This window comes from Chlorobaculum parvum NCIB 8327, assembly GCF_000020505.1.
Classification (GTDB): Bacteria; Bacteroidota; Chlorobiia; order Chlorobiales; family Chlorobiaceae; genus Chlorobaculum; species Chlorobaculum parvum_A.
The window spans coordinates 831,395-852,087 of the sequence record NC_011027.1 but is presented as its reverse complement, the minus strand read 5'-3'; the positions used below and the strand labels follow the sequence as shown (position 1 = coordinate 852,087).

The 20,693-nt window shown below is 54.6% G+C and carries 19 protein-coding genes, 1 tRNA gene, 1 other RNA gene and 1 pseudogene; 10 read left to right on the top strand and 12 right to left on the bottom strand.

All coding sequences use genetic code 11. From position 1 onward, the window contains the following. Nucleotides 1-135: 135 nt before the first annotated feature. Nucleotides 136-1,386: a diaminopimelate decarboxylase gene (gene lysA, locus CPAR_RS04050; protein WP_041466264.1), complete on the bottom strand. Its 1,251-nt coding sequence runs from the start codon at nt 1,384-1,386 to the stop codon at nt 136-138. A 152-nt stretch (nt 1,387-1,538) separates the two neighbouring features. Here lysA and rpmG point away from each other — a divergent pair, with 152 nt between their 5' ends. The 4 genes from rpmG (at nt 1,539) to rnpB (ending at nt 3,310) form a co-directional block, all read left to right on the top strand. After that, entirely contained in the window at nt 1,539-1,721 is a 183-nt protein-coding gene (rpmG, locus tag CPAR_RS04045; protein WP_012502035.1) for a 50S ribosomal protein L33, read from the top strand. Nucleotides 1,722-1,781: 60 nt separating this feature from the next. Beyond that, nucleotides 1,782-1,866 (top strand) — tRNA-Leu (locus tag CPAR_RS04040). Nucleotides 1,867-2,017: 151 nt separating this feature from the next. Beyond that, on the top strand, nt 2,018-2,830 hold the full coding sequence (locus CPAR_RS04035; protein WP_012502034.1) for a zinc ribbon domain-containing protein: 813 nt from the start codon (nt 2,018-2,020) through the stop codon (nt 2,828-2,830). A 94-nt stretch (nt 2,831-2,924) separates the two neighbouring features. Beyond that, nucleotides 2,925-3,310, top strand: an RNA gene (gene rnpB / locus CPAR_RS10705) — RNase P RNA component class A. Between the two features lie 65 nt (nt 3,311-3,375). Here the strand turns inward: rnpB and CPAR_RS11410 are convergent. The 7 genes and pseudogenes from CPAR_RS11410 to hflX form a co-directional block, all read right to left on the bottom strand. Continuing rightward, nucleotides 3,376-5,937, bottom strand: a pseudogene (locus CPAR_RS11410) (PAS domain S-box protein); the annotation flags it as partial. 115 nt (nt 5,938-6,052) lie between these two features. Continuing rightward, nucleotides 6,053-6,244, bottom strand: coding sequence for a CPXCG motif-containing cysteine-rich protein (locus CPAR_RS04025; RefSeq protein ID WP_012502032.1), 192 nt, complete (start codon nt 6,242-6,244; stop codon nt 6,053-6,055). 133 nt (nt 6,245-6,377) lie between these two features. After that, on the bottom strand, nt 6,378-7,541 hold the full coding sequence (locus CPAR_RS04020) for a pyridoxal phosphate-dependent aminotransferase (RefSeq protein WP_012502031.1): 1,164 nt from the start codon (nt 7,539-7,541) through the stop codon (nt 6,378-6,380). Nucleotides 7,542-7,589: 48 nt separating this feature from the next. Continuing rightward, nucleotides 7,590-7,808: a hypothetical protein gene (locus tag CPAR_RS04015; RefSeq protein WP_012502030.1), complete on the bottom strand. Its 219-nt coding sequence runs from the start codon at nt 7,806-7,808 to the stop codon at nt 7,590-7,592. 132 nt (nt 7,809-7,940) lie between these two features. Beyond that, complete coding sequence (locus CPAR_RS04010) at nt 7,941-8,642, bottom strand: 2Fe-2S iron-sulfur cluster-binding protein (protein ID WP_012502029.1); 702 nt, start codon at nt 8,640-8,642, stop codon at nt 7,941-7,943. 248 nt (nt 8,643-8,890) lie between these two features. Continuing rightward, complete coding sequence (gene ybeY, locus CPAR_RS04005; RefSeq protein ID WP_012502028.1) at nt 8,891-9,316, bottom strand: rRNA maturation RNase YbeY; 426 nt, start codon at nt 9,314-9,316, stop codon at nt 8,891-8,893. Next, the gene (gene hflX / locus CPAR_RS04000; RefSeq protein ID WP_012502027.1) at nt 9,276-10,628 is read right to left on the bottom strand and encodes a GTPase HflX; all 1,353 of its coding nucleotides are present in this window, start codon (nt 10,626-10,628) and stop codon (nt 9,276-9,278) included. Before hflX ends, ybeY begins: the two co-directional genes overlap by 41 nt. Nucleotides 10,629-10,852: 224 nt before the next feature. Between hflX and CPAR_RS03995 the strand changes: the two genes are divergently transcribed. Both CPAR_RS03995 and lysS read left to right on the top strand, forming a co-directional pair. Continuing rightward, entirely contained in the window at nt 10,853-11,785 is a 933-nt protein-coding gene (locus tag CPAR_RS03995; protein WP_012502026.1) for a phytoene/squalene synthase family protein, read from the top strand. A gap of 41 nt (nt 11,786-11,826) precedes the next feature. Further along, the gene (lysS, locus tag CPAR_RS03990) at nt 11,827-13,362 is read left to right on the top strand and encodes a lysine--tRNA ligase (protein ID WP_012502025.1); all 1,536 of its coding nucleotides are present in this window, start codon (nt 11,827-11,829) and stop codon (nt 13,360-13,362) included. Nucleotides 13,363-13,489: 127 nt separating this feature from the next. Here the strand turns inward: lysS and CPAR_RS03985 are convergent, their stop codons facing one another. From CPAR_RS03985 to CPAR_RS03970, 4 genes are all read right to left on the bottom strand, one after another. Further along, nucleotides 13,490-13,813, bottom strand: coding sequence for a hypothetical protein (locus tag CPAR_RS03985; RefSeq protein WP_041466125.1), 324 nt, complete (start codon nt 13,811-13,813; stop codon nt 13,490-13,492). After that, nucleotides 13,810-14,214, bottom strand: a complete 405-nt coding sequence (locus tag CPAR_RS03980) for a hypothetical protein (protein WP_041466124.1) — start codon at nt 14,212-14,214, stop codon at nt 13,810-13,812. The genes CPAR_RS03985 and CPAR_RS03980 overlap by 4 nt, the downstream gene beginning before the upstream one ends. Nucleotides 14,215-14,281: 67 nt before the next feature. Beyond that, nucleotides 14,282-14,482 carry a 2TM domain-containing protein gene (locus CPAR_RS11335; protein WP_041466123.1) on the bottom strand — a complete coding sequence of 67 codons (201 nt, stop codon included), beginning with the start codon at nt 14,480-14,482 and terminating at the stop codon, nt 14,282-14,284. 121 nt (nt 14,483-14,603) lie between these two features. Continuing rightward, the gene (locus CPAR_RS03970) at nt 14,604-14,897 is read right to left on the bottom strand and encodes a superinfection immunity protein (RefSeq protein WP_012502024.1); all 294 of its coding nucleotides are present in this window, start codon (nt 14,895-14,897) and stop codon (nt 14,604-14,606) included. Between the two features lie 253 nt (nt 14,898-15,150). Between CPAR_RS03970 and CPAR_RS03965 the strand changes: the two genes are divergently transcribed. From CPAR_RS03965 to CPAR_RS03950, 4 genes are all read left to right on the top strand, one after another. Further along, on the top strand, nt 15,151-17,040 hold the full coding sequence (locus CPAR_RS03965) for a chloride channel protein (RefSeq protein WP_012502023.1): 1,890 nt from the start codon (nt 15,151-15,153) through the stop codon (nt 17,038-17,040). Nucleotides 17,041-17,267: 227 nt separating this feature from the next. Further along, nucleotides 17,268-17,948, top strand: coding sequence for an RNA-binding domain-containing protein (locus tag CPAR_RS03960; protein WP_012502022.1), 681 nt, complete (start codon nt 17,268-17,270; stop codon nt 17,946-17,948). Nucleotides 17,949-18,127: 179 nt separating this feature from the next. Beyond that, on the top strand, nt 18,128-19,576 hold the full coding sequence (locus CPAR_RS03955) for a circularly permuted type 2 ATP-grasp protein (protein ID WP_012502021.1): 1,449 nt from the start codon (nt 18,128-18,130) through the stop codon (nt 19,574-19,576). 20 nt (nt 19,577-19,596) lie between these two features. After that, nucleotides 19,597-20,667 carry an alpha-E domain-containing protein gene (locus CPAR_RS03950; protein ID WP_012502020.1) on the top strand — a complete coding sequence of 357 codons (1,071 nt, stop codon included), beginning with the start codon at nt 19,597-19,599 and terminating at the stop codon, nt 20,665-20,667. The last annotated feature ends 26 nt before the right edge of the window (nt 20,668-20,693 follow it).

Here is a 20,693-nt window from a genome sequence, read left to right as displayed (position 1 = left end):
CGCGAGTATCTATAAAAAAAGATAGGGAATTCCGGAGGTAAAAGGGCGAAGTATAGCGTGGAGGCTCGGCTCATCAACGGACGAAGCGGATCAGGAGAACATTCCAATCCACTTCGTCCGTATTAGTCCATGCTCTTAAATTTCGTTCTGCACGAGCTGCTCGTAGGTTTCACGGCGGCGAATCAGCTTGGCTTCGCTGCCGTCAACCATTACTTCTGCGGGACGACGGCGACCATTGTAGTTGGTGCCCATGACTGCGCCATAAGCTCCGGAAGAGAGTACGGCGAGCAATTCACCTTCAGGAGCATCGCCGATAGTGCGGTGGCGGACGAAGAAGTCGCTTGATTCGCAAACCGGCCCTACCACGTCAGCCACAACGCTCTTGTCGTGCTGCTTGACCGTGAGCACTTCGTGGTGCGACTGATAGAGCGCAGGGCGGATCAGTTCGGTCATACCGGCATCGACAATGAAGAACTCTTTGCCCGCATGGTTTTTCTTGCGATAGAGAATTTTGGTGACCAGCACCGACGAGTTGGCGGCAATGAACCGGCCCGGCTCGAAAATAACCGTCACGCCTTTGTCGTCGAGCATCGGAATAAGCTTTTCGGCAAACTTGGTGATCGGCGTAGCTGGTTTCTGCGGATCGTAGGTTGCCGGGAAACCTCCACCGAGATCGAGCCATTTGATATCGAAGCCAAGATGACGCGCCGATTCAAGCACCTCGAGCAGCTTCTGCGTGGCGGCCACGTAGTACTCCGGATCGAAAATCTGCGAGCCGATGTGCATGTCGAGACCGTGAAGCTCAAGGTTCGTTAATGCTTTAAACAAGTCGAACACCTCGGCCAGCCCGGCCTCGTCGATGCCGAACTTCTCCTTACTGTCGCCCGTGGTGATGTAGGGATGGGTCTCGGCGGTCACGTTGGGAGTAACCCTGACGCCGACCTGTGCGACCTTGCCAAGGCGAGCAGCCACACGATTGATCGCCTTGAGCTCGGCAGTCGACTCGGCCTTGATCATCATCACGCCCGAGTTCAGGCCATACTCGATCTCCTCCTCGGTTTTACCAACTCCAGCCATGATGATTTTCTCGGCAGGTACGCCGGCTTTCAGTGCACGATAGAGTTCACCTCCGGAATTGACGTCGCATCCGCAACCTTCGGCAGCAAGCGTGCGGATAACCTCAAGATTGAAGTTAGCCTTGACTGAATAACAGGTGAAATGCGGAAGAGCGGCAAATGCCTCCTCGAAGGCCCGGTACTGGCTGATCAGGCTCTGGCGGCTGGTCACGAACAGTGGCGTGCCGTACTGCCGGGCAAGTTCGTCAAGCTTTAGAGATTCACATGAAAGGGTTCCGTCGGAGTATGAAAAAAAGTGACTGTCGAGCACGATGCGCTGGTAATTTGATGGTTCATTGGCGATTAGAAGGAACATAATAGCCTTTCTTCATTCCTGAAACAAAAAAACAGCAGACCTTGCATAATAGGAGTCCAAGGTGTATATTCGTTGCTCATTTAATAATCAACTGATCGACGCTACTGATGGCAAAAGGAAAAGAGAACAGGATCATTGTGACGCTTGAGTGCACCGAAGCTAAAAAGGAAGGCAAACCGGTCTCAAGATACACCACGACCAAGAACAAAAAGAACACCACGGAGCGACTCATACTCAAGAAGTACAATCCGAATCTCAAGAGGCACACCGAGCACAAAGAGATCAAGTAATTAGCATAATCGTCGAAAAGAACTTATCTTTCCAAGTAAGGCTTTTTGACAATTTGCAATGCCCGAATGGCGGAATTGGTAGACGCACTCGTTTCAGGGGCGAGCGCCGAGAGGTGTAGGAGTTCGAATCTCCTTTCGGGCACCAACTACCTGCAAAAGTTACATGTGCAAGAGGATCAGGGTTAAGAATATCACGACGTCTCCTGTTACAGAGAACTAATTTGAAATACTGGGGTAAGCACCTTCGATGGAGGTGCTTTTTTTTTCCTTTTTTTACAATCTAAACCGGTGCAGTAGTGGATCATACTAAAATCAATCTCATCGTTCGCCTTCAGCACATCGACAATCAGATCGAGGAGATCATGAGCCTGCAGAAAGGCCTTCCGGAAGAGATTTCTGCGCTCGAAGAGGATTTGGCCTTCACGATTCGCCAGATCGAGGCTCGCAAAAAAATCACCGAAGATCATCTGAAACTCCGTGAGCGGCTGAACGGGCTCATTAACGACTGCAAGGAAAAAATCAAATCGTTCAAGGATAAGCAGACTCAGGCGCGCAACAACAAGGAGTATGATGCGCTGTCAAAGCAGATCGAATACGAAGAAAAAGAGATCGCGCAGTGCGAAATCCAGCTTCAGGACATTTCGCAGGCCGAGCACCATGCAACAGAACTGCAGAACAAAGGTCGCGAACTGATTGCCGAGAACCGTTACGACGAGATTTCCGAAGAGATGATGCCTGACGATGTGCTTCAGCAGCAGATGTCGGATCTGAGCGAGCAGGTCAAACTCAAAAAAGAGGAGCTGGAGAGCATCGAGGTCGAAACAGCCGAAGAGGTTGCTCAACTCAGGGAAAGCCTTGATAAACAGCGAGCCGTCGTAACCAAGGAAGCCAAGCGCCTGCTCGATAAATACGACCACCTCAAAAGCGGTACGCTGCAAAACGCTGTGGTCAAGCTGGATCGCCAAGCCTGCTCTGGCTGCAACACCAGGGTTCCGACCAACCGCCACACCCTGATCGTGCAGGGCGGTTTTTACGTTTGCGAATCGTGTGGCCGCATCGTGGTTCACGAGCGCCTGTTCGACGAGGCTGCCAACGAAGACAGCAAGTAATATTTTTTGTCAGAACGGCCGAACGGAATAACTCTGTTCGGCTGTTCTCTTTTTTCACTCCCCGCATGGGGAGCACTGTTCATCTTTAAAGCTGAAACCGCAAGTGTGCAGTCGCTGTATGGCTTGACGCTGTGCAGAGGAAAGTCCGAACTTCACAGGGCAGGGTGCCGGTCGAGAACCTGGTTCAAGGCCGGGGGCAGCGGTGCAAACCGTCTGTCACAGAGAGTGCAACAGAAAGCAAACCGCCCCGGCTCCGGCCGGAGTAAGGGTGAAAAGGCGGTGTAAGAGACCACCAGGTGCGTCAGCAATGCCGTACGCTATGAAAACCTCCCCGAAGCAAGGCCAAATATGGAAGCTTTTTCCGCAAGGAAAGAAGGGTTGCCCGCCCAACGTTTCCGGGTAGGCCGCATCAGATAAATGACTGCAGCTTCATCACTCGATGATGATTCACAGAATTCGGCTTACAGCTTCGGTTTCAGCTTTTTTCTTTCCTGCTTTTTCGCTGCTCCATTTCCGTTCTCGAGCACGTACCTGACTTTATCCAGCAGGACTGGCACCGCGAACGGCTTCTGCAGAAAAGTCAGCCCCTCATTCATGATGCCTTGACTTGAAATGATGTCTTTGGCATACCCGGACATGTAAATCACCCTGATCGACGGAATAATCTCCTGAATTTTTTCATACAGAACGCGTCCATTCATGCCTCGCATGACCAGATCGGTCAGAAGCAAATCCGGAATAAATCCATCCTTCACAATCAGTGCAAGCGCCTCTTCCCCGCCTTCGGCTTCCCGAATGGTAAAACCGGCTTCATCAAGAGTCTGGACAACAAACTTTCGTACCAGCTCGTCATCTTCGACAACCAGCACTTTGGCGCCGCCGTCCACATGATTCACGAACTCTTCAGCAGCAGGAATTTCCTGAACATCACTGTGCTGAATTGGCAATAAGATCTTGAAACACGTACCCTCACCACGCTCGCTGCCAACCTGGATAATGCCACCATGCTGGCGAACAATGCCATAAACGGTCGAGAGTCCCAACCCGGTGCCTTTGCCCTTGGGCTTGGTGGTATAAAAAGGCTCGAACAGATGACTCAGCGTCTTTTGATCCATCCCCTCTCCGGTATCACGAACCGTCAGCAAGGCATAGGAGCCTGCGGCCAGACCTTCGAAATATTTCTCCTCCCCTTTTTTGATCACCAGCAGCGAGGACTCCATAATCAGTTCGCCCCCCGCCGGCATGGCATCTTCGGCGTTAACGGCAAGGTTCATGATGATCTGTTCGAGCTGGCTGGCATCCCCGCGCATGGGAAGCGGTTGCTCATGCAGATGGTAGCGAATGTCGATGTCGGCCCGGATGGTTCGCCGCAAAAGCTGCTCGAAGTCCCGGATCACTTCGTTCAGATCAACGGTTCTGAACTCAAGCGACTGGCGGCTGCTGAAGGCCAGAAGCTGCCGGACAAGTTCACGAGATTTGAGGGCGGCGTGATGGATGACTTCGACATACTGCTTGCTCTTTTCGGGTTCACGGATGCGCTTCAACAGCATCTCGGAGTAGCCGAGAATCGGGGTCAGGAGATTGTTCAGATCATGCGCGATGCCACCGGCAAGCCGACCGATCGATTCGATTTTCTGCGACTGATAGAGCTGCTGTTCAAGCTCGGCACGCTCCTTTTCAGCTTTTTTCCGGCGCCTGATGTCACGGAGGAAAACCAGCGCTCCAGGCTTACCGGAAAAGGTAAACGGCACGGCGGAGGCCTCGACCTCAACGGTAGAACCATCCAGACGCAAAAGCCGCTCTTCGATCGCAGGAGCAGACTGGCGAAGCTCGTTGAGCCTGCGCATTCTGGTATCGACCAGCTCGCGGCAATCGGGATGAATCATGTCAAGAACCTTGCGCCCGAGCAGCTCATCAGGAGTCGAGGCTCCGAACAGAGTGAGCGCGCGGTTGTTCAGATAACTGAAACACTCGCTGGTCTGAATGAAGATGGCGTCCGGCGCCGACTCCACTACCGAACGGAACCGCTCCTCGCTTTCGCGCAGGGCCGATTGCGATTTGAGCCGTCCGGTAATATCCTGCACGGTGGCAACCCTGTACATAAGCTGCCCGTCATCTCCCCGGACGCTGACCACATCCATCTGCGCGGGAAAAGCGCTGCCATCCGGCCGTTGCATTCTCGCCTGGTAACTGATAAATCCCGTACGGTCAACGGTTCTGATATTGTTCATTACCGTTTCACGATCTTCAGGAACATAGAGACTCGCAATCCTGACCCCCTCGATCTCACTGACCGGCCGACCACACAGGCGAGCAAACGCCTCGTTGCAGGCAAGCACCTGGTTGGTCTGCGGCAACCCTATGGCGATGCCGTGAGCACAAAGCCTGAATGCATCGGCCCAGAGACGGGTCTGCTTCTCCTGCTCGATTCGCTCGGTAATGTCTCTCGTAACAGCATAAATCACCCCTTCTTCAAGCGGCGTGCTATTCCATTCAAACCATCGATACGAGCCGTCGCTGGCCCGGTAACGATTCACAAAATTCAGCGAACGCTGACCATCCAGTATTTTTTCAATTTCAGCCCAGGTGACCTTGATATCGTCGGGATGAATCAGTTTGAGGAATGGCGTGGAAAGAAGCTCCTGTTCGGAATAACCGAGCGTTTTCTGCCATGCCTTGTTGATTTTGGTGAAGTGCCCGTTGGAGGAGGCGATACACACCATATCCGGCGTGAGATTGAACAGTCTGTCGAACTCGAGCTCAGCCTTTTTTCTGCGACTGATATCCCTTGCCATGCACAGAATGGCCGTGACCTGACCGGAAGCATCGAACACCGGGGTCTTCTTCACCCGGAACCAGACCCGGCCTTTCGGGCCGGCAATTACCCTGTCTTTTTCCAGATGCTGCCGGGTTTTCAGGACTTCAGCATCCTGACCGGCGCACAAAACCGCATCCTCAGGAGAGAGCAGCTCCTCATCATTTTTGCCGATAATCTCATCTGCCCTCATGCCAAGAAAACGGCAGAACGCCTGGTTGACGCTACGGTAACGGAAGTTCGCGTCTTTCAGAACTAAAAGATCCGGAGTGGCTTCGAGCAGCGCATCCATGAAGCTGCGCTGCTCGACCAGTTCGTCCTGAAGCTTTTCGTTGAGCTGCTTGGCCTCTTCAAGCTCACGGCGAAGGCTTAGCAACTCCTGCTCTCGGGAATTTTCGAAAGGCTGGTCAGACATCCTCTCCCTGGGTCATTGCGGTCACGGTGCCATCCTCGGCGACATCGATCACAAGGCTTACCGGACGGCAGCAGATTTCACAATCCTCGATATACTCCTGATGCTCGACCGAACATTCGACAAGCACCTCAAAACTCTGGCCGCAGTAGGGACACTGCACGGTAACGCTCTGTTCATACTCCATAACTGCCTCGCTCTTCCATGTGTTACAAAATTCAATCGGCAGGGCTGCGTGCTCTACCAGAGGCCACGGCCCTGCTTCTTTGTGTAAAACAACCGCTGCCTCGGAGAGGTTTCGCAACCGCTTGAAAAATGGTTCAGAGCGTTCGAAGTTTTTGCAGTTTTTCACAAGCCTCGTCCAGCACCGACTGCTCTTTGGCGAAGCAGAAGCGGACAAGATTCTCACCACCTGTGCCGTGAAAAAACGCCGAACCGGGTACCGATGCGACACCGGTATGATGGAGAATATGCATCGCCCGCTCCCGGGCCGTTTCGCCCGGCAAGCCGTCCGTGTTTGCAAGCACGTAGTAAGCTCCTTCGGGGATGAACGGATCGAGACCGGCCTCGGAAAGCGCCGCGCAGAAGCGGTTGCGCTTGGCTTCATACTCGGCTGAAAGCCCGTGGTAATAGCTATCGTCGAGGCTGCGAAGCCCGAGGGTGACGCCAGCCTGAAGCGGCGACGGCGCGCAGACGTAGCAAAGATCGTTGAAGTAGCCAATCGCGCCGGCCCAGCGCGCATCGCACATGGCGTAGCCGATGCGCCAGCCCGTGATGCTGAAGGTTTTGGAGAGGCCTGACACGGTAATCGTCCGTTCTCTCATGCCGGGCAAGGTGGCCATCGAGACATGCGCACGTCCGTCAAAGACGAAATGTTCGTACATCTCGTCGGTCAGCACAAACAGATCGTGACGAATGGCAAACTCCGCCAGAAGCGAAAGCTCCTCGCGCGAGAAGACCTTGCCGGAGGGGTTGGCGGGGGTGTTGATCAGAATAGCTTTGGTGTTCGGTGTCACCGCTGCTTCGAGCGCTTCGAGCGCAAACGACCAGTGAGGCGGATCGAGCGGCACGAACACCGGCACGGCCTCGACCGCTCGAAGCGTCGAAACGTGGTACCCATAAAACGGCTCGAACACCAGCACCTCGTCACCGCGATTGAGCAGGGTCTGAAACGCGCAGTACATCGCACCGGTCGCGCCAGCCGAAATCACGACTTCGCGCTCAGGGTCGAGTTCCATGCCGCTGAATCGCCGTTGCTTATCAGCGATTGCCTGGCGAAGCTCGTGCAAACCAGCGTAATGGGTGTAGATGTTGGGCCCCTGCATGACGGCATCGGCCGCTCCACGCAGCACTTCCGGCGGCACCGGCGTATCGCAGATTCCCTGCGAAAGGTTGATGCCCCCGATCCGGGCGCACTCGAGCGACATGGTACGGATATCGGACTGCATCACCAGATCGCAGCGATCGGCAAGGTTCAGGCTCATGAGATGGATACGTTCAAGGGTGAAAAAACAAGCTGGCCGACCCGCACATCAATAACTGGAAAACTGCCGGAACAGGTCGGAAAATATCTCCATGCCGCCAAACAGAAGCATCAGAATCGCAACAAAAGCAAACATCACAGCCCAAATAATCAGAAGCGCTGGAATGCTTGCGAGAGCCAGCTTGACCAGAAAAATCACCATGGAACCGAACGGCATTTTGATGTCGGTCACGACCACATTCCTGTTGTTACCGGTATTCACATCCATCTACGGGCCTCCTTGTGTTTTTTCGATGATTAACTGGTTATCGGACGCTGAGCGGCAGCGGTTTTTCACTACAAAACAAACTCCCCCGGCTCATCACCGGGGGAGTAAAAAAGAATGTAACCGTAAATACGGTCAGGCTTTAGGCTTCGGCTGAACAGTGATCGTCACCTTTTCAAGCGCTTCAGTCGATTCCTTCTTGGCTGGCAGGAAAGGAAGCTGGAACGGAAGCTGCGGCAGTGAAATCGGCAACTGGATCTGCGAAAGCGAAACCGGAAGCTGCGGCAGTTTGCCGATCACGTCCATGATCTGATCCTTGAACGGGATGGGAAGGTTCTGCGGAAGCTGCTGAACGGTTTCGACAACCAGACCTGCAGCGCCCTGCACGGACTCCATCAGATCGCCAAGCGCTTCCTTGCCGCCCATCTCACCACGCTGTATGCGGCCAATGAAGTTCTGGACGCCCGGCACGATCTGCTGCGCGGTGTCTTTGCCCATATCAGCGGCATATCCAATAAGCTGGAACGGGTTGCTGAACACCATGCGGCGCACCTCTTCCGGACGGGACAGCACCTTCACCGTACCCTCTTTGGCAAGCGTAGCCTGGCAGGCCATGCGACCACCGGCAGCGATCTGGCGCGGAGAAAGGAACGCTTTTTCGACATCGGTCAGCGGGCCGAGGCAGTCTGCGCCCTCCTGAACGGTAACGTAGCAAGCCTGGCAAAGGCCGTGGCCGCCACAAACATAACCCACATGGGCATGATTCAGCCTGGCAGCCTTGCCGACGGTTTCGCCGACGGTCGCCTGAGCTGTTTTGTCGTTAATGATGAGATTCATTGGTGTAGTGATTGATCGTTTGAATGCCATGCCCGTGCATAGCCATCACCAAACAGCGTGACGGCAGAAAAGTACTTCGATGCAAGGGGTGTTATGAGGGGAATTTAATGAAAAAATTCGATCTCTGATGCAAACATCGTGTGTCATGGCGAGCTACCTGACCGCAAAATCGTATGACAGGAATGAAAGGATTAAAACGACGACATTCGATAACGATTTCGATCTGGATTTGGATGAACGGATTACCGTCAATGATTCGATGCTCCGCGAATTCGGTCCAGATACAAATCCTCCCGGCGACTCATTGCGATTCGAAGCTCGGGGGTTTCGTCGTCGTAGCCCATGAGGTGCAGAGCGGAGTGGATGGTGACGCGAAGCAATTCATCCTCAAACATGACGCCAAAGCGGCGAGCGTTGGACTCAATGACGTCGAGGGAGATGTAAAACTCCCCTTCCACCTCCCCGCCTTCGTTGTAGCCGAAGGTGATGGTGTCGGTGGCGTAGTCGTGGTTGAGAAAGTCGCGGTTGATGCGACGGATCATTTTATTGCCGCAGTAGATAGCTTCGATGGAACCGACCTTGCCACCCTCTTCGCCGATCACCAGTTGGATGGCTTCGGCGAGGAGCGCTTCGTCAATCGTGCGTTTCGTGGTGTTGAAAATTTGCAGCGGCATGGTTTTTCAATGCGGACGCCTTGAGCATGGCGTCGATCTGTTTGAGGTTGTTGCGGTGCACGCGGATGGTGAGCAGCACATCCTCATCGACGTGCTTTTTGTCGATCACCTCGGCGTGGTCGTAGAGGTAGCCGATCAGCTTGTAGTTCGAGACGTGCGTGCGCACCTTGCGCTGCTTGTAGTCGCGGGCGACGTAGTTGGCGATAGTTTCCTTCAGCACCGTGAGGTTCAGTCCGCGCGCGGCGGAGATGAACACCGCGTCGGGATACTTGCCGCGCAGGCCGGTCAGCACCGCCGGGTCTTCGAGCGCGTCGATCTTGTTGAACACCTCGATGATGTGGTCGTGCTTGACTCCGATCTCCTTGAGCGTCTCGCGCACCACCTGCATGTGCTCCTCGAAAGCCGGATGGCTCACGTCGATGACGTGCAGGAGAAAGTCGGCCTGCAACACCTCGTCAAGCGTGGATTTGAAACTCTCGACCAGCGTATGCGGCAGCTTGCGGATGAAGCCGACCGTGTCGGAGAGCAGCACGAGCTTGTTGATCCTGAGTTCGAGCCGCCGGGTTTTGGTGTCGAGCGTCGCGAACAGGCGGTTCTCGGCGTAGGCCTCCGCTTCCGGGCAGAGCGCGTTCATGAGCGTCGATTTGCCCGCGTTGGTGTAGCCTACCAGCGCCACGCGCGGCACGGTGGTGCGACCACGGGTCTGGGTGTCGTGCTGAAGCGAGACGGCGCGGAGTTTCTTTTTGAGCGAAGCGATGCGATTGCGCACCAGTCGCCGGTCGGTCTCGATCTGCGTTTCGCCAGGACCTTTGGTGCCGATGCCGCCCTTCTGCTTTGAGAGGTGCGTCCACGCGCCGGAAAGCCGTGGCAGGAGATATTCAAGCTGCGCCAGCTCCACCTGCGTGCGGGCCTGCGCGGATTTGGCTCGGAGGGCAAATATTTGCAGGATGAGACCCGTTCGGTCGATCACCTTGCACTTGAGGATGCGTTCGAGGTTGCGCACCTGCACCGGCGTGAGGTCGTCGTCGAAAATGACGATGTCGATCGACTCCGTCTCGACCAGCGCGGCCAGTTCTTCAGCTTTGCCGCTGCCGATACAGGTGGCTGTATCGAGCTGCTTCTTTTCCTGAATGATGGTACTGACGACGTCGGCTCCCGCCGTATCGGCAAGAAAAGCCAGTTCGTCGAGGTACTCTTCGACAAGATGTCTCGGAATATCGGGCGAGGAGGTAATGCCGACAAGTACAGCACGCTCTCTCGGTTCAGCGGATGGAATGGGTATCAAATGGATCTTCTCGTAATAGTAATTCACACTACGGAGGCTCGCACCATGCGAAGACGGACACCTCCTGCGCTCTTGCTATATTAAAGCCTTTAGGTTATTTTGCCGTCACGTTATGACAACGTATTCCGGCCACAGAAAGTTACATATTTTCGCTTCTCCGGCACACAAAAACATGACCGAAGGAGCGTATCGGCGATGATGCCCGACAGGCAAGTTGCGGTATCTGGACAGGCAAAATCGATGAACGTTTTATGAACTACAGCTACAACGGACAGACAGTACTTCACGACGCAGGCCAACCACTGTCGCTCCCGAACGCCTACGACTACTGCCGCCAGATCGCCAAGCACCACGCCAAAACCTTCTACCTCGCCACGAAGTTTCTGCCCAAACGCCAGCAGAATCCGATCTTCGCCATGTACGCCCTGTTGCGCACGGTGGATGATCTGGTCGATCTGGCCGAGGACAAGCTGAGCAACGGCCAGTTGACGCGCGAGGAGCTCAACGATTCGATTGAGGATTGGAAGACGCGCCTCCGCGCCTGCTACGACGGCAAGCCGAGCAACGACCCGATTTTGATGGCGTGGCAGGACACGTTGCGCCACTACAGGATTCCCATCGAACTGCCGCTCGACCTGATCGACGGCGTGGCGATGGACATCGATTTCCAGACCTTCGAGACCTTCGACGAGCTGTACGTCTACTGCTACAAGGTCGCCTCGGTGGTCGGGCTGATGACGGTCGAAATCTTCGGCTATAAAGATAAAGCCGCCCTCCAGCACGCCATCGACCTCGGCATCGCCATGCAGCTCACCAACATCCTGCGCGACATCGGCGAAGACATTGACCGCAACCGTATCTATTTGCCGCTCGAAGATTTGCGTCGCTTCAACTACAGCCGCGAGGAGTTCATGAGCCGCACGATGAACGACAAGTTCGTCGCGCTGATGAAGTTCCAGATCGAGCGAGCGCGCAACTACTACGCCTCCGCCGACCGCGGCATTCCGATGCTCGAAAGGAACAGCCGCCTGGCCGTCGGTATCAGCAGCCGCAACTACAGCGACATCCTCAAGGCCATCGAAGAGAACGACTACGACGTCTTCACCCGACGCGCCTACCGCTCGCTGTACCAGAAACTGAGCACCCTGCCGTCGATCTGGATCAAAACCATGATCTCGGCCTGACTGCACCTTCGCAACTTTTTTTACCACTTCAGACCATCAGCATGTCCAACGCACCAGAAAAGAAAAACCAGCAGAACGATCCCTCACCCGCAGTTTCGCTCAACGACCAGATGAAGCGCCGCTTCGAAGAGCGCGCGCACCTCGCCGAATCGGGCATCGAACCCTATCCCTATAAATTCGACGTCACAGCCACCTCGAAAGGCATTATCGAGCGCTTCGACGAAGAGAATCCGGAGGATGTCTCGGTCGCCGGTCGCATCATGGCGATCCGCAAGATGGGCAAGGCGTCGTTCTTCCACATTCAGGACTCCGTTGGACGCATCCAGATCTACCTCAAGCGCGATGAGGTCGGCGTCGATTCGTACAACACCTTCAAACTGCTCGACATCGGCGACATCGTCGGCGTCAAGGGCTTCAGCTTCCGGACGAAGACCGGCGAAATTTCGGTGCACGCCAAAGAATTCGAGCTGCTCTCGAAATCGCTCCGCCCGATTCCCATTGCCAAGGAGAAAGAGGTTGACGGCGAAAAAGTGGTTTACGACGCCTTCGCCGACCGCGAGCTGCGCTACCGCCAGCGCTATGTCGATCTGATCGTCAACCCGGAAGTGCGCGACACCTTCATCAAGCGGACGAAGATCGTCGCCCTGATGCGCAACTACTTCGCCTCGAACGGCTGGCTTGAAGTGGAAACGCCGATCCTCCAACCGATCTACGGCGGCGCAGCGGCGCGTCCCTTCACGACGCACCACAACGCGCTCGACATGCAGCTCTACCTGCGCATCGCCAACGAGCTCTACCTCAAGCGCCTTATCGTTGGCGGCTTTGACGGCGTGTACGAGTTCGCCAAGGACTTCCGCAACGAGGGCATCGACCGCTTCCACAACCCCGAATTCACTCAGGTCGAGCTCTACGTCGCCTACAAGGATTACGTCTGGATGATGGAGCTGGTCGAAGATTTACTGCACAAAGCGTGCGTGGAAGTGAACGGCAAGGATTCGACCATGTTCCTCGGCAACGAAATCAACCTCAAGCCGCCGTTCCGCCGCCTCACCATCGCCGACTCGATCAAAGAGTACACCGGCATGGAGATTCGCGACAAATCGGAAGCGCAGCTCCGCGACATTGCGAAAGATTTGGGACTCGAACTCGACCCCAAGATCAGCAGCGGCAAGATCATCGATGAAATCTTCGGCGAGTTCGTCGAGCCGAAGCTCATCCAGCCGACCTTCATCACCGACTACCCGGAGGAGATGTCGCCACTCGCCAAAAAGCACCGCTCCGAACCCGGCCTCGTCGAGCGCTTCGAGCTGATCGTCGGCGGCAAGGAGGTGTGCAACAGCTTCTCCGAGCTGAACGACCCGGTCATCCAGCGCGAACGCCTCGAAGAGCAGGCCCGCCTCCGCCAGCGCGGCGACGACGAAGCGATGATCGTGGACGAGGACTTCCTCCGCGCGCTGGAATACGGAATGCCACCCTGCGCCGGCCTCGGTATCGGCATCGACCGCATGGTCATGCTCCTCACCGGCGAAGACTCCATCCGCGACGTCATCTTCTTCCCCCACATGAAGCCGGAGTGACGGACGGATTGACGAGAGTGAAATGCAAAAGCCCCGGAGCTTCATCAACTCCGGGGCTTTTTGGTTTTGGTTGTCATTCTGAACGAAGTGAAGAATCAAGTTTTCTTCCCGAAAGTTGCCGAATGAATTATTCCACAGAAATCTCATCATCCTCAATTTTCTTTCCCGATATTTTTTCCAACTCTTGTTTTTCATACTCTCTCTTTTCAGCCTCTGCCAGAGCACGATCTCCCGAAGAAAAGATATCAACTTTCAGTTTTTTAAAGCCACTTAAAATATGATCAAAATCTTTTTGAATTCTTTCAAGACTCTGCGCAATAGTATAAAGTGGTGGATCCCCTCCTATCCTACAAGTACCCTTATGTTCGGACATATCAATTATCAGAGTCTCTTTATAGCTTTTTTTTGTAGCACTTTCACACACAACATCAAATCCGATAACAGCCTTCATTTTTTCCTGATAATTCCTGACCATATTTGTATCGCCAGAAACAAATTCTTGTCCAGGGCTAATATATACCAAACCAACTTAAAAAAATTAACCCTCGTTAACTCCTCAATCATTTGCGATGCAGTATCACCTCCACTTAATACTTTTGGGGTAAACTTAACACTCAAAGCTGGTCCAAGCCCAATATTACGCACATGAAGTCTCATAATATTAATATTCACCTCATGAGAACGCACTGTAATTTCTATCTTTGGTTCAGTTTGGACTTGTCGCATTAAAGCTGTCTCTTTTACGAGCCAATACGTAAGTATTGCATATGATATTGTCGCCAAAGTAACAACCGCAGTAAAAATAACACTAAATGCTCCCGCATTTTCATTCAGAAATTCAAGAAATTCCATGTTTTACAATTTTACATTTTGACTGTAAGATTATACAAAACGTACGCCTAAAAAAGAGAAAAAAGAATCATTGCTTTTTGGACAAGTCACTCTCTATCTCCTTTTCAATCATCCGCTCCCTGATCGCCGATTTTCCGGTAAACACAAACACGCCCATGCCGTGAAAGAACAATCCAATCCCCCATCCCACCGACGGCCAGATGAACCATAAATATTCAGGCGAATTCCTCAAATTGATAACAATCAGCCGGAACGTTCGATGAATCAAGGCGGGTAAAAAATGCGAGCAGGAGGCTTTTCCAGACTTTCAATAAAGAATGATACTAAAAATCTGATACAGCCTCCTGCTCCGAGAAGAATCGCAGGTGGGTTATTGCCGGGTCAACCTTTCATGACCAAGACTGTCGGTCGGGTTCGTTCACCTGTGGTTCCGAGGTTTTTGACGGGTGAGAGTGATCGCCGCCCGGCCAGGAGAGTGACCAGACGAAGGCTCCGATCCAGCCGAGGCCAGTCCAGCCAAGCAGGGTGTTCAGGGCGATAATGGCGGGAAGGCTGCGATGCTTGCGCGACCAGGCGATGAGGGAGGGCACGAAATAGAAAGCCCAGCCAAAAACATTGAGCAGGATGAATGGAATGGAGGATGAGGTTGACCAGACCCAGGTGCGGAGTATTTCTTGTTCCATAGTTTCGATTTTCTTGAATATGCGTTGTTCTTCACCTTGTATGACGTCAGTTCCCTCATTTTTGGTCGTTCATCGAGGAAGATTTTCGAGACGCAATTCAAACGCCCGCATCTCGTTTCATCCCGCGCCGACAACGCTGACAGTCAGAACTTCTGCGTTCAGAACAAATAAATGGGGGCTCTTTTTGGTATCCACACCCAGAACCAATACATTCCGATATTGCTATGACTGCTAATTACAGTAATTCGATTCCATGAAGGGGCGTTTTCGAAACAGCCGTCTCAGACGGCGTTTTATTGCATTATCCTATCTTATCCTTCGAAAGAGCCGATACTTCAAGGGAACGTCGCAGCAATTCTTCCGCATGACGTGGGCCTCGTTTCTTGCCCAGCTCAACCTCAATCAGGATCTTCCCTTTCTGCTCGTGGCCATCTTCGTGGGCGTGGTCACCGGTTATCTGGCCGTCATTTTCCACGATGCCATCAAAATCATCAGCTCGTACCTCTTTTACGGTACCACCGCGCTGGGCCTGCCGAATTTCAATAATTATCTGCGCATTATTCTGCTTCCGCTCATCCCTGCTCTGGGCGGCTTGGTTGTCGGGCTTTACAATGCTTTTGTTGCGAAGTCAAAGCCTGAGCACGGCTTGCCTTCGGTCATCAAGGCTGTGGCCCAGAAAAACGGCAAGATTCCGATGAGAAACTGGTTTCACAAAACCATCACCTCGGTCGTCAGCATCGGAACCGGTGGCAGCGGTGGACGGGAAGCGCCAATCGCGCAGGTGGGCGCGTCGGTTGGCTCGACCGTGGCGCAGTTGCTTAAGTTTTCTCCGGGCAGAACCAGGACGCTGCTCGGTTGCGGCGCGGCGGCAGGTCTTGCTGCGGTGTTCAATGCCCCGATCGGCGGCGTCATGTTCGCCGTGGAGGTGATTCTCGGAGACTTCAGCGTCAGAACGTTCAGCCCCATCGTGGTGGCCTCGGTGGTCGGCACGGTGGTGTCGCGTAGCCATCTCGGAAACTATCAAACCTTTCAGGTACCGACCTACAGTCTCGTTTCCGATACCGAGCTGGTCTTCTACTTCATCCTCGGCGTACTGGCCGGTCTGTCAGCGGTTCTTTTTATCCGGACCTTTTACACAGTCGAGGAGTATTTACAGAAAATGGAGAAGCGGTTCCGCATTCCGCTATGGGCTATGCCCGCTGTCGGTGGCCTGTTGTGTGGTCTGGTAAGCATGTGGGTACCTGAGCTGTACGGCTTCAGCTATGAGACGATCGATCGCGCCCTGACCGGCACCGAGACGTGGCAGAATATGATTGCCGTCTACCTGCTCAAACCGGTCACCGCAGCATTCACGATCGGCTCCGGCGGTTCGGGTGGTATGTTCGCCCCGACCATGAAAATGGGCGCGATGCTCGGCAGCATGTTCGGCAAGCTGGTCAACGACCTGTTCCCGAACATCACCGCTGCATCGGGCGCATACGCGCTGGTCGGCATGGGCGCCGTCACGGCAGGCATCATGCGCGCTCCGCTCACCGTCATCCTGATTCTGTTCGAAGTCACCGGCCAGTATGAAATTGTGCTCCCCATCATGTTCGCGGCGGTCACCTCGGCGCTCGTAGCCCGACTGGCCTACCCCTACACGATGGAGACCTACGTGCTGGAAAAAGAGAATGTGCGCGTCGGCTTCGGCATCGCCCTGACCATTGCGGGCAACATCAGCGTGCTGGATGTCATGCAGCGCAAATTCGTGAAGTTCTTCGATGTCACAAGGGTCGAAACCATTATCGATGCTTTCCACAACACACGCGACTCCCACTTCTTCATCACGACGCCCGACGGGGTATTCATCGGCATCATCGGACTTGACGAGATGAGCATCGTGCTCAAGGAGGGGGGCTTTGCGGGCATGATTGCCGACGATCTGGTCAAAAAGAACGTCACCATGCTTTACGACACCTCCAAGCTCGATGAAGCGCTCAAGATCTTTGAGATTTCCGAATACTCCACCCTGCCGGTCGTGGCAAGCGGTACGGGCAAGCTGCTCGGCATTCTCAAGCAGGACGAAGCCTTTTCCTACTACCGCAAGCAGATGAACCTGATCGGCGAGAATACCGGCGATCAGGCCGAACAGAAAGCGGGGTAAACCCTGCCACAGCACCAACTCCACCCATCCTTTTTTCGCCTGGAAGGTTTGTCACAAGAGTATGAATGGGCTTGCATTTACCTTTTTGACTGCGTATGGTATAAAAAGCACTTCTTCGGAGTTGCTCCGCCGCCTTGACGGCCCGATCCGGAGATTGCCCGCAAAAGGTTCGTAACTGAAGTTCTGCGAACCGTGTTGGCCCCCATTAACCACAATGGAGACGCCTCATGACCTTCTTCAGAAAGAACGCCTCAGGACGCAGTCTGCTCGACCTTGTAGAAAAGGGAGAGGGGCCAACCATCGAATTCAAGCGCCTTATTCACTCCGCCCCCAAAATCGCCCGCTCAATCGTTTCATTTGCCAACACGTCGGGGGGCACCATTCTGATCGGGGTTGACGATGATCGGAGAATCGTGGGCATCCAGAGCGAGAAAGAGATGCTGGCGGTGATCGACGAAGCCTTGAGATACCACGTTGAACCGAAACCGCGCCTCAACGTTCGTATTGAAGAATTCAAGCGCCGCATGGTGTTGCTCATCGATATTCCTGAAAGCCCCGAACGGCCGCACTTCCATATCGAGCGCCTCATCCGGCGCGACACCGGCAAAAGAACCGTCGAGCGCCGGGTGTTCATGCGCGATGGCAGCCACAACAAGGCGGTCAACGAAGACCAGATCGCGCTCATGCTCTCGTCGAAAGAACCGGTCAGGCTGTCGTTCACCGATCGGGAAAAACGACTGCTCGACTACCTGAGCGACCACGAACGCATCACGGCTGACGAGTTCGCTGAGAACGCCTGCATCCCCATGCGCGAAGCGCGGCGTATTCTGGTTTCGCTGGTCCGCTCAGGGATGCTGCGCCTGGTCACGGAAGGCCGAAGCAGCAGCTATACCCTGACCGCGCACTGAGTTCGATCTACCGATCCACCATCCCGCATTCTCCCACAACCGCGCTCCGGAAAAAGAGCGCGCGCCTGCATTTACGCCGGTGCAAGGCGCTATTTTATTTAGGAAATATCCCGGATTAACTCTATTTATTTAAGGTGGGCAATCGCCGCTCAGAGTTGTTTAAACCTTACCCGCCGGTCATGACCCGACTGTTCAATCTGTACAACGCGGAACCATCACGTTATTTTGATGAAGTAATCAACCGGGAAGAGACGCCGAAGTCTCATTACGATATCCTGATCAACCGGTTCAACCAGTTTTCATCCACCGATATTCATACCCGCCGGGAGCTGGCCAACATCTTTTTCCGCAATCAGGGCATCACCTTTACCGTGTATGGGGTCGATGAGGGCGTCGAACGCATCTTTCCCTTTGACCTGATTCCACGCATCATTCCGGGCTCCGAGTGGGACACCATCGAGCGCGGGCTCACCCAGCGCATCACGGCGCTCAACCTGTTTCTGTCGGATATTTACCAGAACCAAAAAATTCTGCGCGACAAGGTGATTCCCCCGGAACTGGTGCTTGGCAGCAAGCATTTCCGGCGCGAGTTCATCGGCGTCAGACCGCCGCTCGATATTTACATTCACGTCACCGGCAGCGACATTATCCGCGGCCTTGACGGGCGTTACCTCGTGCTCGAAGACAACCTCCGCACGCCGAGCGGCGTGTCGTACATGCTGCAGAACCGCAACGCGATGAAGCGCGCCTTCCCGGTGCTCTTCAACCGCTACACGGTGCGCCCGGTGGAAAGCTACCCGCAGCAGCTGCTCCGAACCCTTCAGGAGATCAGTCCGTCGCCAAAGCCCGATCCGAACGTGGTAATTCTCACGCCGGGCGTTTACAACTCGGCCTACTTCGAGCACAGCTTCCTGGCACAGCAGATGGGCGTAGAGCTGACCGAGGGGCGCGATCTGGTGGTCAACAACAACAAGGTCTACACCCGCACGACGCGGGGCTTGCAACGGGTTGACGTCATCTACCGCCGCGTGGATGACGACTTCCTCGATCCGCTGGTCTTCCGGCCCGACTCGGTGCTCGGCGTGGCCGGACTCATCAACGCCTACCGCAAAGGCAACGTGACGCTGGCCAACGCCATCGGCACCGGCGTTGCGGACGACAAGGTGATCTACAGCTTCGTTCCGCAGATCATCAAATACTACCTCGGCGAAGATCCGATTCTCGACAATGTGGAGACCTGGCTGGCCAGCAATCCGAAGCACCTGAAGTACATCCTCGAAAATCTCGACAAACTGGTGGTGAAAGCGGCAAACGAATCGGGCGGCTACGGGATGCTGGTCGGGCCGCAATCAACTGCTGTGGAGCGGGAGGCCTTCGCCGAAAAGATCGTGGCCGATCCGCGCAACTACATCGCCCAGCCGACCATCTCGCTTTCACGCCATCCGAGCTTCGTCACCGATACGGAGGTCGCACCGTGCCACATCGACCTGCGCCCTTACGTGCTATACGGCAATTCGATCTCCATCGTGCCGGGCGGCCTGACCAGGGTGGCCCTCAAGCGCGGCTCGCTGGTGGTGAACTCCTCTCAGGGCGGCGGAAGCAAGGACACCTGGGTCATCGATAACTGAACCTTTAACGAACGAATTTCATGCTGAGTCGTGTCGCCGAATCGCTGTTCTGGATGAGCCGCTACTTCGAACGCGCGGAAAATACCGCCCGGTTCCTCGACGTCAATTTCAACCTGCTGCTCGACCTGAACAGCATTACCACGCTCGATCATCCGAACTACTGGAAACCGTTGATCATGGTTATGTCGGACCCCGGCCATTTCGGCACGCTTTACGAGGAGTACGACGCGCAGTCGGTAACCGATTACCTGGTCTTCAACCGCCAGAACACCAACTCGATTCTCTCCTCGATCAGCATGGCTCGCGAAAACGCCCGGAGTGTGATCGAGAGCATTTCAAGCGAGATGTGGGAGCAGCTCAACAACCTGTACCACTTCCTGCAAAGCGCCTCGCCACAGCAGGTGCACAACGACCCATACCCTTTCTACAAAGAAATCAAGAACGCCTCGCACCTCTTTCAGGGCATTACCGACAACACCTTTTCCCACAACGAGGGGTGGGATTTCGTGCAGATCGGCAAGTACCTCGAACGCGCCGACAACTCGGCACGCCTGATCGACGTCAAATACCACATGCTCACGCACGGACATGAGCACCATGTAGCCATCGTCAGAAATTCGATCGACATCATTCAGTGGATGGCCGTGCTGAAAAGCTGTAGCGCCCTCGAAGCGTTCCGAAAAATCTATCTGTCGAAAATCACTCCAGATAACATTCTGGACTTCCTGATTCTGGACCGCACCTTTCCGCGCAGCATCACCTATTCGATCTGTGCCGCACAGGAGGCGCTGTGGAGAATTTCAGGCAGCTCGTCGCACCGGTACGCCAACAACGTCGATCGGCTGATCGGCAAGATGGAGGCAGAAATGACCTACACCACGGTTGACGATATCCTGCGCAAAGGGGTACACCATTTTCTCGAAGAGGTCGAGCAGGGGCTGATCAAAGTAGGCGAACAACTTCACCTGCTCTACTTCGCTTACCACACGCCGAAAATCGAACCGCACGACGTTACCGAAGCCCTCCCCTTTACCGGCCTCGGCGGCGGCAGGGCCAACTGGAGCCAATCGCAGCAGCAGCAACAACAGTAAGCGACGAATCGCCATCATCAATCTCT